The sequence below is a fragment of the Bacillus sp. CCB-MMP212 genome, assembly GCF_022748145.1.
GTDB lineage: Bacteria > Bacillota > Bacilli > Bacillales > Bacillaceae_G > Bacillus_A > Bacillus_A cereus.
Genome location: NZ_JALDQE010000007.1, coordinates 69821 through 87351, shown reverse-complemented (window position 1 = coordinate 87351; position 17531 = coordinate 69821). Strand labels below are relative to the sequence as shown.

The following is a 17531-nucleotide window of genomic DNA, read 5'->3' as shown; positions in this document are numbered from 1 at the left end:
AGATATAAGTAAGGAAAACTAATAAGTTTTAATTCACTAATTTAATAAATGTCCCGTTTTTTTGCTTTGAAAATACAAGAAAACGCTCATCATCACAATATTTATTACACCAGCTGCAGCACCAATTTTTGAGATAACATACACATATTCATTATTACTAACTGGCAATAGACTCGCGAAAATAAATAAAATTGAAATGATAAAGGATAAGAGCATATTTCTTTTGTTTTCATTCATTCAAAAAACCTCCATTTTGCACAAATATTTGTATTGCAATGGGTTAGGGTGTTAATCTGCATCATTACGGTTATAATGCCGGTTCTTTTCATCTACAAAGACTTTAATGCTCCATACGCCAACCTTTGATTCTTTTGCTTCGTTTTCTGCTTCTTTCATTTCATATAGAAATGTAATATTAGGTCTAGAAATATAGGCTATAATCCCATAACCCGACTTGACCATTAATTCGTAGATGTGTATTCCATCGCAAAATACATAAGCCAATTTCCTATGGTATTTGTCTTCTTTCGGTCCCCGATCATAAACAAATGTTACACTTTTCCCTTCTAGCTGTTTCTTTAAAAAGGAAGATGCTTCTTTTCCCATCTTTTTTGGTGGAATTTTTTGAGATACAGACTCAGAGATATCTAATAACAGTAACCTTACCGTCTGTTTCTGCCCCTTTACGTTTACGTCTATTGTATCTCCGTCTTTTATATGTAATACCTTCCCTTTAACGGTCTCTAAGTCTTTTAATTTCCCCTTATAATCACCTTTCCCTTCTACGTGCTGTTATATTCCGGTTTGTACTGCTTGGGCAGGTCTCGAATCATTTTTTGTTTGCGTCGAATTACTACATGCTGTCATTTGAAATACAAATGATGTTATACAAATAGCCTTAATTCATATTTTCATATCGGAATTTCTTCCTCCTAATCAAAATACGTAAATAGCTACATCTAATAAACAAACGGACTCTCTATTGTATTTACTTCTCGATAATTACAACATAGGCAAAACTCTATCCATTTTGGATAATCATTATAAAGTGCTCTAAATGAGCGTTTCTTACAATTCGGACATATTGACACTATGTTTTTTTCATTCTCTTCCTGACTTTTCAATTTTTCAAAAGAAACATTAGTAGATGCTATATTACTGGTACACAATATACATCCCCCTTTTGAGTCTTGAAATCTTAAAAACAAATAAAAAAGGACACACCTATCGCATATGTATGCGTAGGTGTGTCCTTTTGCAAGATAGTTTTAGAAGTATTTTGTTACTTTCATCATATCACAATTCTCATTAATTTTATATATGAAATTAATGAGAATTGTGATATTATTTCTTTTTCTTATGTATAAACATAATGCGTTGTTTTTGTATAACATAGCTTAATTTTGCATCAAGTTTTTCTCCTTTATTCCTATTTTCAAAACTTGAAATTGTATTGGTCATATTCTTTTCTAATAACCTTTTTTATTTCGTGCTAGTTATTTTCTTTTTCAACATAATGTTATTTTTCTTTTATTTTGGGTAAACAAATATTACAGGTAGAAAAACGTCTCTTATTCTAAAATAATTCCCTCCACACAAAGATACTGTCTCGGACAAGCATACAACTTAATAAATATATTTTAGGAAGGTTAGAAAAAATGGATATTTTATTAGCGATTTTACCAGCCTTATTTTGGGGAAGTATTGTACTCTTCAACGTTAAACTAGGAGGCGGTCCTTACAGTCAAATACTTGGAACTACCCTTGGCGCTCTTGTTTTTTCTATTGGGGTTTATATTTTTATAAAACCCGTTTTGACGCCCATGGTGATAATTATCGGGATTATATCAGGCCTATTTTGGACATTAGGACAAGCCAATCAATTAAAAAGTATTGATTTAATTGGGGTTTCTAAAACAATGCCTATTTCAACAGGGATGCAATTAGTTTCGACTACTTTATTTGGGGTCATTGTATTTCATGAATGGTCAACAACAACATCTGTTGTATTAGGTGTTCTGGCACTGCTTTGTATCTTAATTGGAATCGTTCTCACATCTCTCCAAAGCAAAGAAGAAAAAAACGATGAACAAACAGGGAATTTCAAAAAAGGGATTGTGATTTTATTAATTTCAACTCTTGGTTACTTAGTATATGTGATAATTATCCGCCTATTCAGTATAGACGGATGGTCAGCGCTATTACCACAAGCCATTGGTATGGTGTTAGGTGGAATTCTACTAACCTTTAAGCATCAACCATTTAATAAATATGCGATTCGCAATATTATTCCTGGTTTAATTTGGGCAGCAGGAAATATGTTTTTATTTATTTCCCAGCCGCGTGTAGGGGTGGCAACAAGTTTTTCCCTTTCCCAAATGGGGATCGTGATCTCAACTTTAGGTGGAATTTTTATATTAGGTGAAAAGAAAACAAAACGACAATTTATTGCGATTGTCATTGGAATTATCTTCATTATTGCAGCTGGCATTATGTTAGGAATTGCTAAAGGATAAAAAGGAGGAAAAAATTATGTATACAGATTTAAAAGGGAAAGTTGTTGTTATTACAGGTGCATCCACAGGATTAGGAAGAGCGATGGCAATTCGTTTTGGAGAAGAACAAGCCAAAGTTGTAATTAATTACTATTCAAACGAATCAGAAGCAAATGAAGTAGTACAAGTAGTTAAACAAGCAGGTGGAGAAGCGATTGCGATAAAAGGAGATGTAACAGTTGAATCAGATGTTACTAATCTCGTTCAATCTGCTGTGAAAGAATTTGGTACACTGGATGTCATGATTAATAATGCGGGTATTGAAAATTCAGTACCTTCACATGAAATGTCATTAAGTGATTGGAATAAGGTAATTGCTACGAATTTAACAGGGGCTTTCTTAGGGAGCCGGGAAGCAATTAAATATTTTGTTGAGCATGATATTAAAGGTAGTGTTATTAATATGTCAAGCGTTCACGAGCAAATTCCATGGCCATTATTTGTACACTATGCAGCAAGTAAAGGTGGCGTTAAGCTAATGACAGAAACATTAGCACTAGAATATGCACCAAAAGGAATCCGTGTAAATAATATTGGGCCTGGTGCTATGAATACGCCGATTAATGCTGAAAAATTTGCGGATCCAGAAAAACGTGCCGATGTTGAAAGTATGGTTCCTATGGGATATATTGGAGAACCGAAAGAAATTGCAGCGGTAGCAGCATGGCTCGCTTCTTCACAAGCGAGCTATGTAACAGGTATTACACTGTTTGCTGATGGTGGTATGTCGCTATATCCATCTTTCCAAGCTGGACGTGGTTGATTAATATATAACTAAATTAGTTATTTTCAATATGTTTAAATGCGGCAGTTAGCTTTTTTATTGAATAACTTTTTAATTATTCGTGATATCACATACATTTTGTAAAAAATACACTTTTCTTTCTGTAGAATTATAGAAAAGGATAATGTTATTTTATTTTAGGTTTACAATTTCGCTTTAGTTAAATGCCGATGGGTAAAGAAGCCCTATTAAATTTAATATTATAATCAAAACAAAGGTATCCTTTATTATAAGGTATTCCTTTGTTTTGATTATATAGTTATCTATTTTCAATTTCCAAGTAGCCAATTTATAGGTTAACTAGGATAAATTATAATATTATTTAAAATTAGTTTTCCTATAGGCTATGTATGAGCGGCATCTTTGTATAATTGAACTATATCGCGAACATTACCTATTTTTAGTTATTTTATTGGAATTTTCGAAGAAAAACTTCCAACAGTTGTATCATGTGCTACAGACTCTAGGCCTCTATCTGATAAAGCCGCATCATAATACATGTTACTACAATTTCCTTCTGCCTCTAATTGCATGCCTACGGTTTTATTATTGGACTTATATTCAGTTTGATCAGTATTTACCCTAGCTTTACAATTGTTACCTGCAGCTGTAACTTTATACCATCTTCCCGATGCAGCTTCAGCATTTCCTGATGTAATGAAAATACAACCAAACATAAAACTCAATCCCATTAAAACTTTCATATAATAGATGCCCTATTTAGTCATTCTTGGATCCCACTTTTACTAATAACCTTAACAAGTGGTTATTTGCATAATTAGACTATTGTATCCAAAATAAAAAAACACTATTCTTCCTTTATATTTCTCTAAACTTTTCAGAGAGATGTTAATGCAAGATTGTTATACCCTATGTTCCTCTATCACCTTATAGTAATCAATTTTTTCTTCAATAAACATTATACTACTCGGAGTATACCGAGTGTATTTTTGTAAATAATAAGATTGTTAAATGTTAAATCGAGGAGGGTTTTTATGCAAGATCGTAAAAAATCTATAAAAAGTCCTGGTTCTGTTATGAAAACAGATTTTGCTGAAACAGATGCACAAAAAGTGAAACAAGAAATTCAAAATGATGTAAGAGCAGGACAAGGAGCAATGACTTCCCGAGAGGCAGGGGCAATGCGAGAAGAAAAAAACACTCCTTACTGTTTTTTTCTTCTCTAGAACTTTAACTAGTAAGGAGTTATTCCAGAACTATTTTAGCTTTTTACGTTTATCATTTAGAAACATATTGCGTTTCTTTTGTAGATCACAGGTTAATTTTAAAGCAAATTTTTCTCCATTAAATCTCTTTTTTCAAACTAAGATTATTTTCTTTTAGATAATTTATTGCATCTTTGTTCACCGTTCGTAAATCTATACCTTGTTTCTTTGCTGCAAATGAACATCCACAATAACACTGACGGAAAACATCATATTCATTACACATTTCAATTGAACGTTGATATCCATTACTTTTTTTGAAATCACTTGGTAAATAACGCGAATCATAATTTTGTTGCACACCGATTCCAAGTTCATTTATTAATTGACTATTTTTATTTTTAGAAAGAGTAATCGCACTACTGAAGTAATCAAATCCTTTTTCTTGTGCTACCTCAGCTGAACGATCCAATCTCATATCAAAACAAGCTGAACAACGAAGCCCACCTTCTGGCTCTTCCGCCAAACCTTGTTCTTTTACCATTTTAAAAAATACATTTGAACGATAGTCATCTTCAATAAATCCTACTGTGTGCCCAGTGCGATCATTGAACTTTTCTACAAAAATCTTTTGTTCATTAGAGCGTCTCATGTATTCACTTTTCGGATGGATATTTGAATTCGAGAAAAAAATTGTAATATCTGCATGTTTTGCAAGAAATTCTAAAGAAGCAGTACTACAAGGGGCACAGCATGAATGAAGTAACACTTTTGGTCTTTCATTCCTTGCTTCCCAATCTTTAATCATTTTTCTTAATAATTTGTCATAATTTATTTTCTGATTCTTCATTTTCTTTAAATACGTTTCAACATCTAACACTTCTTTCACAACTAAACCTCCTGTTTATTTTTATTTATCTATTTTATCATTCAAATCAATTAATATAAATATAATAATGTATGTATTTATCGGTCGTAAAACGATTCTTATGGCCTTTTGGTAACGACCAAAATAATATACGTATTCTATTACCTCTATCTCTAAAATATATCCTTAATCCTTCTTTTTCATCACAAAATCTTTTGGGTTACCTTTTAACTGGTAATACTTCACGTTAAGACGAATAACTACCACGATGATTACCAAAAATCCTATTATATATAACATTGTTCCTTTCTCCGTTTCTTATTGTTTAGCGAACTTATTCTGTAAATACTTCACTTGTTTATTTTCAGTATTTTTATCAGTAATATTTGCTTGCAAAATAGTTTGGTAAATATGCTCGACCTCGCCTTTTGTTAATTTCACATCAATATAGGATTCGATACATTTTTTTAGATCGTTATAATATAGGACATGTTTATCTTTAGAATGAACATTTACTCTTTTTAGGCTGCATTTTGGATGAAACACTGCAATAGAAATACACGGCAGCTGCTGTTCCATCACCCATTCAATTGCTTTCATGTGTTTATAGTTTTGTCGAAATGGATTTTGAAAAGAGTGTTTCTTTCTAAAAATACCTTGTGTCCATCTTGCTGCCTTCTCACTTCCATAGATCCAGCCCTCATAGTTCTTCGTCTCTATAACAAATATACCTGTTTCTGCGATTACAATATGGTCAATTTGAGTTGTATCACCATACTCTGTATGAACCGTCACATCATGTAACACCCGATACCTTTCGTGATCTAATTTGCTTAATTTACGTTTTATCATCTTTTCTCCGGCTTTCCCTTTCCATTTTGGCGCATGTTTTTTTACCATAATATTTATCGGTATCAGAAGCACAATTAGAATTAATTCAAATATTAATACTTTCATAATATAAGCCTCCTTTTCACACTCTTGTATTTCTACGCATTAAACGATATACATGAGTTTCTAATCCTAAAATATAATATGAGATACATAAACCTTTTATCACCATCTCTATGAATCCTAATGCTAATGAAACAATGAGTCCGCCCCGAAATTGAAACGGTCTTGTCACCCTCCGATTCACTGGCTTTTCAATTACTCCAAAATTAGCCCAGGTTGGCAAACGCTTTTCTACATTTTTTATAGTGCCCATTAATCCATATTTTAATGACAAAATGAAACATCCAATTAGTAAATATACAATAGAAGAAAAAAAGATAGATAGGCCCATAGCGATAATTGTGAGCAGCCAACCTATCAAGATAGAATTTCGTAAAGCGGCATATTCTTGATTTCTTTTCAAAACAAGCAATCCTTTCAAAATAAATTAAGGCATTTTTAAACAGGTGAAATACTTTTCTAAGTAAAATATTATTTTAGTTTCTATCTTCCTCGTCTGTTTTGTAGGCATACCAGCACTACTACAAGGAGTGTTCATTCTACAAATGAAAATCCTTTACAACAAAAAAACGATTAAAAATCGAACGAATTATCCCCTATATCAGAGGAGATATTTGCAGAATACAAAGGAAAAATCAGATGGGTAGATAAAAGGTACTGAATGAACATTCAGTACCTTTTGCATCTATATATATATTTCTTTACATATTCGTAAATAACCATGGAGCCAGTACGGCTAACATACATAGTAAACAAGATCCCGTTATAACGCGATTAGACCAACGATAATACTCAGGTTGTTTTGTACTCTCATGAATTCTTCGTAAACGAATTCCTGCAATTAACATAAAGGGTGTAAAAATAAGTGCTGTTGCTTTAAACAGGTCTAAAAAATCCGTAAAAATGTTCATAAACGAAAATACATCCGAACTAAATAAGAAATATACACTTAATCTCATTGCCATCATACTAACGAACGAGAAAATCATACTCCCTGTTGCCCATTTCATCCATTGACCATTCTTTGTAATTAACGCCATAACCATGACAATAACACCTAATATGAAAGAGATAGAAAAGATATTTACCCCTACTTTAAAAGCTGGTGCATACATACCCTCAACTTTTTGTATAATTGATGACCCAAATGAATCGTCTTTCTCTGTCGTTTTTGTTCGATTGTTTAATCCTTCGTTAAAAGATGAAGAAACATCATTTCCTTTCAATTCATTAAAATCCACTTTTACAGATGCATGAGCTGTATGTAAAGGTATGAGTACTAGGATCATAAAAACAAATGTACATAAAACTCCAATCATCCCTTTTTCTCGCTTCACAACACATCACCCGCTAATTTTGGCTTAATGCTCTTTAATTTGATTTCATTTCCTTCTGCAACATAACGGAGATCTGCGGAATAATAGATATTGGCTTTTGTATATGCCCCCATAATCGCATTTGCAATTTCTTCTTTTTCTACTGCTACATATGTTTCATTTTCATTATAAAACTCTATTTCAATTCGATTAATATTATTATTTAATACTGTTATATGTAACTCTTTTAAGCTATTCAAACGATTTTCTAAACCACACACTAGCTTAAATACCTTACTCGCAAGTGTAGGTGGCTTAACATACGTCGTATTAAAATGAATCGTTTCATCATCTATAACACCATCTTCCTCAACTGCGCACGTCATAATGAAAGAATGATTTTGTTTTTCAATTTCTTGTTGATTTAACTTGCGATCAATGACATATTTCAGACTTGTTGATAGATTTTCTATATATTCATCGAGTTCAGTATTTGAAATTTTAACCTCTGAGAATTCTGGGAAAATCATGTAAGCGTGCATATTAGAACTACTTTTACTTACACGTAATACCTGTACCTGTTTCTTTTCATAGCGCACCGTTTGTTCCAATTTTTTTACTACATTGTTGCTTATATGATCTATTATCATATTTCATCAGCCTCCAGTAATTTTAATAAAATAATTTTTACAATCTCATGTATATAAAGCATTGCAATATTTTGCTGAGGTCTCGAAACTCATATTTTATGACTAATAATCACTTTAATCTTAAAACATCTTAATATTACAATGACGTACAGTGTTTCATTATAGTCGAATATTCTTATATGGTGAATCGTTCTGTTTCACTCATTTGCATAAAAATAAAAGGCTATTTTATCCTTATACAAATGAGTGAGAACATACTGTATTTCATGCTATTTATCTAAGAAAATTTAACTGGGAAATGGATGTTATACACTCCCTAGTCATCTATTATTTGATTCAACTAATGTATAGAAATTAGGTGGATTCACCTCAAATTTTATATACATTCATATATTTTCTGGTATTATCCCTCCTTCTGTATAAATCCGATAGCACTTCTTATTAGATATCTTTATAAATAATGTTAATCCTTGTTCTCTTTCTGTCACTTTTGCAGTCCACTTTAACGCTTGTGCCTCTTCTACTTCTGATTTTCACTATTAAAAAAAAGCACAATTGTTCAAGTTCTAGAAATGTCATTCATGTTCTCACTTAGCATTTACTTCTCCATCCAAATTCTTTTAGACCGATGTAACAAATAAATTGTAAACACTGACAGACCCTTTTCTAATGTAATTTCCTTTGTGAGAGTAGTAATACGCTCTTACTCCTTACTAATCATCCTGCATTCCTTTGGTCAGCAAGAAACAAGACGTTTCACCAATACATTTCCCCTCTCAATTATTCAAATGAATCGTACTTAAACTAGCCCTTTACGAATTTGTTTCTTCCTTTTTCTTCTATGTATTGAAATTAAATAAAATTTTTCCGCTAAATCATTTTTATATGCATAATCAACTACCAGATTTCTAATTGCAATAAAAAAGGAAGCTCCAAGTATTCATATCACTTAGTTCTTCCTTTTCCCCTGTATAAACTACCATCACATGATTTATATCGTAGTTCTTCATTTGTACTCTCTAATAACTTATCTATATCAATCAATATATCATCCGGCTCTTTAGATTACTCTTTTAGATCAACTAATACTATTCAAACATTATTTTATTTTGTTATGAATCATAAATAATCCCACCTGCAACTTGAAAACAACATAAAAAGGACTTCTTCAAGTCGATTAAAAATGTGCATAACAAAATAAGCTATATATGCACTAATCGGCTCAAAGAAGCCCTTTCAAAATTGAAACAAGAACACAACTTGCTTCTGCAACTCAACCACAACACATAAGGCGTGGGAATAAACGGAATTCAACAAATAACAATATACCTATATATTATACAATTTAGATTTTTGTATCAAGAATTTTTTTATTATCTTTAGTCATTTGTCAGATGTTATACAATCAATAGCATTATCTAATAAGTTAATTCCAAGATCAAATATTATAATATTAATAGTAATCACCAGTGAAGTTTTACTCTTCCATATTTTGATTTTTCAATAATTCAAATTCCTATCTATGAAATATACTCCTCGTACCATTTAGCTTTTTAGTTTACACTTTACACTCTTTTTCTTCATCTCACTCTTGTATTTCTTCGTACATACGCTGCCTTTCTTTGTTAACAGCTCTAACTTGATCGTAATCGTAGTCAATCGATTCCCTTTCTTCTGTTCTACGTTGTATTTCTTCGTATATACGCTGCTGCTCTTTGTAAGCTGCATCCCCCTGATCGTAATCAATTAATTCCTGTTCTTCGCCCCTAATTTGTCTTTTTCGCTCTTCTCTCTTTTGTTGTAGTTGATATCTTCTATATGCCTTCTTATCAGTAATTTTTTCACAGTCGTGCGCTAGCTCCTTCGTTTCGTCATGTCCATGTCCGCAAAAATCGTTTGGAATTATAGCACTAGATTTCTTAACAGATTCAGGATTAGGGTCTTCATGTTCTTTGCTAGCCTTCTCATCTTTAACTGCAATATTACTAAGACCATCTTGCTCTTTGTTCGTTACATTTCTATTAGAATCAAACTTTATTGTCATCGAACCGTGTCCACCGTGACCTAAATATATGTAGATAGAGAACAATTTAACTGTTTCGCTGGATCCAGGCTTTCCTGCTATCTCTATGACTTTGTCCGCAGACATTCCAACCTTGATTTGATTATACTGTTCTAGTGATACTGTTGATGCGTCCTCATGTACATCTTTATAATGCGGATATTTGTCATTAATTTCCTTATCTTTATTCTTAGATTCCTCCACTTGTTGTACCTTTTTTTTCTTCTTAGGTTCTTCTGTATCCTCTTTGACCTTAGGCAGAGTGGACTTCTTCTCTACAATCTTAGGGGGATTAGACTTCTCCTCTTCGACCTTTGCGACTTCTATAGAGTCTTGTTCCTTATATGGCTTGTAATCCCCATCTTCCTTTGCAGAGCAGGCACTGAAAATTGATACAGACGTTGCACTTAATACAAGTAATTTCTTTAATAATTTCGTATTAAATTTCATAATATTATTCCCCCGTTACATATATTAAATTGCCCCCTCATGCTTCCTCCTATAAACGTTATCCTTTCCCTTCGCACATAGACTCACATATAACTTTGCGTCAGCCTCTTCGATATTCATTACAGATCACTTTTTGGCTGTAGTACTTGTACACCCCTATAACATTTCAAGTTGATTAATGTAACCCACAAGTCAGCATCTTTCTCATTATTCGCACTCTATTTCTATCAAATGTCTTAATTACGTATCTTATGCTGCGGAAAGAATTGTATATTAAATGTACTTCGTTATTTACCTTACTCCATTAATCAACGGCTAAGCGTTCAATTAGTGATATGTAAATTTTTTATCTTTCTATTATATAAATTACTGTATATTTAATTATTATAATATTATTTTAGCAAATATTGTTAATCTATTCAACGTTGATTTAAAGGTGTTAAAAAACGAATAAGTGGAATTCTTAACGAATAGAGATGAAATTTCGTTTGCTAATTCACGTAATTTTCACACATTAAAACGCTGCATGTTAATATTTGTTATATAATGAAACCAAGCCTTAAGTAAGATAGTTTCCCTGTTACGAGTAATGAGATAGTTTGTTTCACCTTTTTATATTATCTAAAAAAGAACTTGTAGTGATGCCTACAAGTTCTTTTTGCATTTTTTATCATTTTAACCAAGGAAACACCTATCAAAATGAAGGTGAATCAAATGATGATTAATAAAGCCTATAAATTTTGAATCTACCCACATCTAGCACGAGCAATTCTAGGCAACAAAGTTAATGTTATCTCTTTTCTATCAAGCGAAGGTTTTATAGTACCCTCAGAACGAAATTTTGTGCTAACTTTTACCCATCCAGCTCATTTTTTCGTTTTAAAATATTTCAAAATATGAGCTGGATGGGTACGTATAGTGACCTTCACTTAATTATCAGAAAAACCTTAGCCTTTAATTGCGTACACGCTAATTACGATGATTTCCCAATACCAGCACCATAATGAATCTCTCCTTCTCCCCTTTTTATCAATATTGATAGGTAATAGAGGGGCCAGACACAAAAACAGGTTGTGGAGAAAGTCTTCTTCACAACCTGAGAGTAAGTTATATATCCAAATATGACTTGTTCTTTTAACTATTAAGTCTTTTATAATCTGTTATAGTCGATATAACTAGAGTCATAATAAATCCACTGCCCTGTTCCAATTCTTAGCCAGCCGTTCTCTTCTTCATATACTGTAACTTTTTCGCCTTTACTTGTCTTTCTAACAATAGAATAGTTTGTACCCGATCCGCTTCGAACATTTACGCCAATACCATTAATTTGAGCCGTTCCAATTACCTTTTCAACACTACCATTTTCAATTACTTGTAGCATATTTAGAATGAATGTTGCTGTTTCACCACGAGTTGTTGTTCCTTTAGGGTCGTATTGATTGTCACCCTTACCTCTTACAATACCTAGGCCATACAGTCTTTGTACGTCTTCTTTATAAATAATTTGGTCTTTGTCTGAGAATGGTAGGTTTACAACTGGTCCCCATATACCTTTATACTGTAAAGCCTTGTTTACAATAATTGCTGATTCTTCTCTTGTAATAGGTGTGTTTGGGTCAAAATAACCATCTCCTCTACCTTGAATGATACCTGCACTTGCAGCACGTTTAATACCATCTCGTAAAGTTGAGTTTGCATCGTTTAGGTCTTTAAATGAAGTATCTCCAGCTGGCAGGTTTAGAGATTTAGAGATTAGTTGAGCAAATTCGGCTCTTGTTATCGCTCTATTAGGTGCGAAAACTCCGTTTCCTTCCCCTATCATAATACCCCTTCTATTTAACTCTCGTATAGCTTCTTCATACCAACCTCCAGTAATGTCATCTTTTGGTTGATAAAGATTATTATAATACCCACCAACACCATTTACGAATGCATCCCATTGTCCATTATTAATCATATTAGCAGGACAGATTTTACCACTCCATTTTTGGTGTTTTACAATGTTATTTAACGGTACACCAGTTTCTTTCATTAAATAAGCTACAAGTTTCTTAGCATTATCTACCGCTTTACTATAGTTACCGTCACTGTTAACTGCGATTTCAATTGCAATAGATTCTCTATTACCTGGACCATCACCGTCTCCTGCGTGCCATCCGTTCTCGTTTAATGGTAGATGTTGATAAATCTCTTTATCGTCTACTGTAAAATGCCACGATGCAGCTCGGTCTGTGTTGCCTACTGCTTGGTTATATAGGTATTGGGCGTGGTTTCTAGCACCTGCTCCTACACTTGTATTATCAGTCTCATGAATTGTAATGTACTTTGGATTCATATAGTTTTGAGGACGAATATTATCGTTACCTGCTGGAACAATCCATTCAGTGAATGGAACACCATTTATTGTACTAGAGGTGCTAGGTGATATGGGAGACAGACTACGTTTTGTTCTGTTTGAATTGTTAGGAACAGTTAGTGTACCCGTTTCTTCATGAATACCTTCTGAACGTTGAAGACTATCTACTTTCTTATTGTCGACAGTACCTCCACCACGTCCATCTACCCCTTCAAAACTAGCTTCAATACTTTTTAAAGCTTGTTCATCTGATGTTGTTTTACTTTGTTCCTGAACGTTTGTAGGTTGCTTATTGTTTACTAATTGTTGTTCCTCTGCAAACGATACCAATGGTGAAGATAATACCGTTAATCCTGCCGTGAATGCTACTACTTTTTTATTAAATTTAATGTTCATTTCTAATTTGGTATACCTCACTGTTTTAATAGATATACCTTCCTCCTTGTACTTCTTTTAGTGTGAATGTTAGTTTAAATAATGGTAGTCTGAACCTTCAAAATAACGGATTGATTTTACATTTCATATGTCAAACCGACATCTATAAATCCTACATGAAACGTCAGCACTTTAGAAGTATAACACAGCACGGTTGCAGTCATCCAAGGACTCTTACAAGTAATCTCCTAATCTTGTACATACTGATAGCAAGTACATCGCTCACACAAGTATGTAGCTCCCTTGAATTATCTACAGGTATTCCTATCAGTCCTGAAGGACTTAATCAACGGTTTAATGCTTCCACAGTACAGTTTCTTGAACAAGTTCTAGCTAACCTTCTAACTCAAAGAATTCATTCAACAAAAGAAATAATTCTTCAATTGAAAACAAACATAAGAAAGACGTTCTACTCCATATAGGTAGAACGTCTTTTCACTTTATCTCATAACATATAAAGATTTTTTACTTAAATCGCATTGTACTTAAAAAATCGATAAATTCATCTTCATTTACAGGTTTACTGTAGTAATACCCCTGAATTAGATAACATGCATTACGCTGTAACACTGTTAATTGTTCCTTCGTTTCTACCCCTTCTGCGATCACTTTCATGTTTAAAGTATGTGCTAGTGAAATAATGGTTTGTATAATTTCATTTCCATCCGTAGAAGTTCCGATCCTGTTAACAAATTCTCTTGGAATTTTCAAGGTATCAATTGGATACAAAGGAAGATACGCTAATGAGGAATATCCTGTACCAAAATCGTCAATTGATAAATGTACACCATATGATTTCAATGCTTTTAACTTCGATAAGGTTTCTTTTTCATCTACCATTGCTATTCGCTCTGTTAATTCCAAATCAATCGAATTGGCGGGTACTCCTACCTCTTCTATGGTAGATATGATTGTTTGAACAAAACCTTTCTGTTCAAACTCTATAGCTGATAAGTTTATCCCCATCTTTAGATTTACACAGCCCGCTGAATGCCATTCTTTCAGTTGTCGACACGCTTCCTGTAACGTCCATTTCCCAATTGAAATAATCTGCGAAGTTTCTTCCGCGATAGGTATAAACTCAAAAGGTGAAATTAGCCCTAGCTCTGGATGTTGCCAACGTATTAAAGCCTCTGCACCAATAACGATACCCGTCTTACTATCAATTTGTGGTTGATATAATAAAAATAACTCATTATTTTCTAATGCATTCGGTAAATCCTGTTCTAATCGCAATCGTCTTGTTATTTTTTTTGATAATGTCTCGTCATATATGCAAACAGCATTGTTACCTTTTTCTTTTGCACTATACATAGCAATATCAGCATGTTGTAAAAGTGTAGTAGTATTTATTCCTCCAAACGGATACACTGCTATTCCTATACTAAGAGTTAAGTAAAAACTATGTTGATTAACTAAAAATGGTTCTTCAGTTATACGAAATAGAGTTTCACATAACTCCAATAGCTGTTGCTCTGTTTGGTTATGGACAATGATTGCAAACTCATCTCCACCTATTCTTGCTAGAGGAATAGTCGGTGACAGACATGTCCTAAAACGTTTGGCAACTTCTTTTAAAACCCTGTCACCAATCGAATGCCCCAGTGTATCATTAATAGTCTTAAAGCGGTTTAAATCAATATATAGGAGTCCAAACTTATCCTGTGATTTTTGTGCATGCTTAATGGATCTATCTAATTCTTGTTGGAAGAATGTTCGATTTCCAATCTCCGTCACCGTATCATGGAATGCTAGATAATTTATCTCATCCTGTTGCTGCTTCATCCTCGTTATGTCTTTTACCATTACATAACTTCCAAAAGTTTGTCCTTCTATCATAATAGGAACAATTGTGACATACCAAAAATGTATGTCCTTCACATTGTTATTTTTTACACGTAACTGTAACGAAGACGAACTACATCGTTTCCCCTTCTTTATAGCCGCCTCCAATTCAGATTTATCTTCATCTAAAAAAATAGAGAAGCACTCTTGTCCTATTAATGCAGCACTGTCTTCGCCTAATAACATACTTCCAGACTGGTTTATATTTAATACGATACCATTTGAATCAATTGTTAATATAGGATCTGGATGATACTCATATAAAGACTTAAATCTCTCTTGATTTTTTACCAAATCATTAGATTTGTTTATTAAATCCTTTGTTCTTTGAGATACTGTTTGCTCTAATTGATTATTAAACACTTTTAAGGTCTCGTTTAAATCTTTGTTTTGCATTCGTACAATTGTATGACGAATCAGTACAAATACAAAAGCAATACAATTCCCCGTAATCAATGTAGCTGAAGAAGTTTGCTCTTTCAAAGTAAAGCCAATTAAGACTGCAACTGCAAGATAAGGAAATATGACAAGAAGTTTCTCTCCAAATGTTGGATTGACAATAAAATAATTTCTTTTAGAAGAAGTATTCTTTGGAATTGTAGCAGCAATAGCGATAAATAATAGGAAAACTCTATACAAGCACCTTAATAATATAACTGAACGGTCTGACAAATCTTCTTGTAAGTAAAAATACAAGTAGTCCGTAATAGCCAATCCAGTTAATACTAGGATAAAAATAAACAATTTACTTTTTGCATTGAAAATAGCGGGTCGAAAGATTAGGGTAACTCCTAGCAATAGAAGCAATAAATCTATAATTGGAAAAATAAATGAAAGAAAAACATCTCCAATTGATAAGAATAAGATATTTGCAGAAGGTTTATTAAATAAATACCACTCTAATGTAAAAATAGCAGTAACAACAATACATAAATCACAAAGTAAATATGCTTTCTCCCATTTGTTACATTCCATCATGATTTTATAAAAGAAAGCAAAGAGAAAGAAAAATAAGAAAAACAGTAGAAACACATCAGAAATATTAAAATTTTGTATTGGTAATTCTACATTAAGTACTTGAAAAGCGGATATGAAATTCCCTACCAAAAAACACCCTATTGCAATAGTAATGCAAACCCAGAATACTCCTAACTTAATTTTTTGGGATAATATAGAATACAGCAATGAGATAAATACAGTAGTTTCAACGACTAAAGATGATAGCCGGATATTAAAATCTGATATGAAATAATGATTCGGAAAAACAAATAAAAATATAAAGCAAAAGCTTATATAAGTTATTAAAGCCAATATCAATACATAAAATTGCACATATACATGTTTACGCAATGGACTCACCTTCTTGATTTTTTCTATACTTTTATTAAAAAATGGCTTGATAGTGGCACAAGTCCTACTAATTAAAATATGTGCTACCTATTATCCATATTATGACCTTTTTAAAAGATTTCTTTCTACATACAGCAATCTTATTAACTTTTCATAGATGTTTACAATTTTTAATACTGAGGATTCCAAAAAGGATAAGTTGAGAAATGGAGTTTTTTTAGTATTTGGGTACCTTGAATTTGGATGGTTCAACTTATCTACTCTTTAAATACGAGATAGAATATAATCCTCTATTGGATTATAGTAGTTAGTTGCTAACTGTCACACTTAAAAAGGAATGAAAATATACTATCAATAACATAGAAATTTGAGTTAGTTTACGAAACCAACTGTAACTATTATAGTTACAACATAGATTGATGTCAATTTCATATTACTCCCCTTTTTATGGATAAAAGACACCTTTGAACTTTACAAGAGACAAAAAAAGAAGAGGGATTTCTTCCCTCTTCACCAATAAAATCGAACATATTTACAATTAAGGAAGGGCATACATCCATCAAAAGATGAAAGGAACAACAATAGTTCACCTAGTGAATTATAACACAAAAACACTCCCATTAATAGATAATATTAACATTTATGGAATAGTTGTTATGAAATTGTTAAAAATCTTAATATTAAAATTCTTTATTTATATATAAATTCCCCCTCTCCAATTCCCCTGAAGCTGAGCAATT

At 32.5% G+C, this 17531-nt stretch carries 14 protein-coding genes and 2 pseudogenes; 4 read left to right on the top strand and 12 right to left on the bottom strand.

What is annotated here, in order from left to right:
- Positions 1-36 precede the first annotated feature (36 nt).
- The 3 genes and pseudogenes from MRP26_RS20305 to MRP26_RS30945 form a co-directional block, all read right to left on the bottom strand.
- Entirely contained in the window at positions 37-237 is a 201-nt protein-coding gene (locus tag MRP26_RS20305) for a hypothetical protein (RefSeq protein WP_061663135.1), read from the bottom strand.
- A gap of 51 nt (positions 238-288) precedes the next feature.
- A pseudogene (locus tag MRP26_RS20300) lies at positions 289-867 on the bottom strand (thermonuclease family protein).
- Between the two features lie 92 nt (positions 868-959).
- Complete coding sequence (locus MRP26_RS30945) at positions 960-1169, bottom strand: hypothetical protein (RefSeq protein ID WP_074625805.1); 210 nt, start codon at positions 1167-1169, stop codon at positions 960-962.
- A 489-nt stretch (positions 1170-1658) separates the two neighbouring features.
- On the opposite strand from MRP26_RS30945, the gene MRP26_RS20295 reads away from it, so the two are divergent.
- Together MRP26_RS20295 and gdh are read left to right on the top strand one after the other, a co-directional pair.
- Positions 1659-2516, top strand: coding sequence for a GRP family sugar transporter (locus MRP26_RS20295; RefSeq protein ID WP_197241767.1), 858 nt, complete (start codon positions 1659-1661; stop codon positions 2514-2516).
- Between the two features lie 16 nt (positions 2517-2532).
- Complete coding sequence (gdh, locus tag MRP26_RS20290) at positions 2533-3318, top strand: glucose 1-dehydrogenase (RefSeq protein WP_197241765.1); 786 nt, start codon at positions 2533-2535, stop codon at positions 3316-3318.
- A gap of 425 nt (positions 3319-3743) precedes the next feature.
- On the opposite strand, the gene MRP26_RS20285 is transcribed toward gdh, so the two are convergent.
- Complete coding sequence (locus MRP26_RS20285) at positions 3744-4016, bottom strand: hypothetical protein (protein WP_242278876.1); 273 nt, start codon at positions 4014-4016, stop codon at positions 3744-3746.
- Positions 4017-4334: 318 nt separating this feature from the next.
- Here MRP26_RS20285 and MRP26_RS20280 point away from each other — a divergent pair, with 318 nt between their 5' ends.
- Positions 4335-4526 carry a hypothetical protein gene (locus tag MRP26_RS20280; protein ID WP_242806747.1) on the top strand — a complete coding sequence of 64 codons (192 nt, stop codon included), beginning with the start codon at positions 4335-4337 and terminating at the stop codon, positions 4524-4526.
- Positions 4527-4644: 118 nt separating this feature from the next.
- Here the strand turns inward: MRP26_RS20280 and MRP26_RS20275 are convergent, their stop codons facing one another.
- From MRP26_RS20275 to MRP26_RS20245, 7 genes are all read right to left on the bottom strand, one after another.
- Positions 4645-5385 carry an epoxyqueuosine reductase QueH gene (locus tag MRP26_RS20275; RefSeq protein WP_372584143.1) on the bottom strand — a complete coding sequence of 247 codons (741 nt, stop codon included), beginning with the start codon at positions 5383-5385 and terminating at the stop codon, positions 4645-4647.
- A gap of 306 nt (positions 5386-5691) precedes the next feature.
- On the bottom strand, positions 5692-6330 hold the full coding sequence (locus MRP26_RS20270; protein ID WP_242806746.1) for a nuclease-related domain-containing protein: 639 nt from the start codon (positions 6328-6330) through the stop codon (positions 5692-5694).
- Between the two features lie 16 nt (positions 6331-6346).
- On the bottom strand, positions 6347-6730 hold the full coding sequence (locus MRP26_RS20265; protein WP_000828156.1) for a hypothetical protein: 384 nt from the start codon (positions 6728-6730) through the stop codon (positions 6347-6349).
- Between the two features lie 298 nt (positions 6731-7028).
- A complete protein-coding gene (locus tag MRP26_RS20260; protein WP_141553191.1) occupies positions 7029-7664 on the bottom strand; it encodes a hypothetical protein in 636 nt (211 codons plus the stop codon).
- Positions 7661-8293, bottom strand: a complete 633-nt coding sequence (locus tag MRP26_RS20255; protein WP_197241761.1) for a hypothetical protein — start codon at positions 8291-8293, stop codon at positions 7661-7663. Before MRP26_RS20255 ends, MRP26_RS20260 begins: the two co-directional genes overlap by 4 nt.
- Positions 8294-9878: 1585 nt before the next feature.
- Positions 9879-10805, bottom strand: coding sequence for an outer membrane protein assembly factor BamE domain-containing protein (gene bamE / locus MRP26_RS20250; RefSeq protein ID WP_242806745.1), 927 nt, complete (start codon positions 10803-10805; stop codon positions 9879-9881).
- Positions 10806-11955: 1150 nt separating this feature from the next.
- Positions 11956-13557 (bottom strand): S-layer homology domain-containing protein, encoded by a 1602-nt coding sequence (locus MRP26_RS20245; protein ID WP_242806743.1) that lies wholly within the window; start codon positions 13555-13557, stop codon positions 11956-11958.
- A 245-nt stretch (positions 13558-13802) separates the two neighbouring features.
- On the opposite strand from MRP26_RS20245, the pseudogene MRP26_RS20240 reads away from it, so the two are divergent.
- Positions 13803-13964, top strand: a pseudogene (locus tag MRP26_RS20240) (IS4 family transposase); the annotation flags it as partial.
- A gap of 97 nt (positions 13965-14061) precedes the next feature.
- Here the strand turns inward: MRP26_RS20240 and MRP26_RS20235 are convergent.
- Positions 14062-16791: a sensor domain-containing protein gene (locus MRP26_RS20235; protein WP_242806741.1), complete on the bottom strand. Its 2730-nt coding sequence runs from the start codon at positions 16789-16791 to the stop codon at positions 14062-14064.
- Positions 16792-17531: the final 740 nt, after the last annotated feature.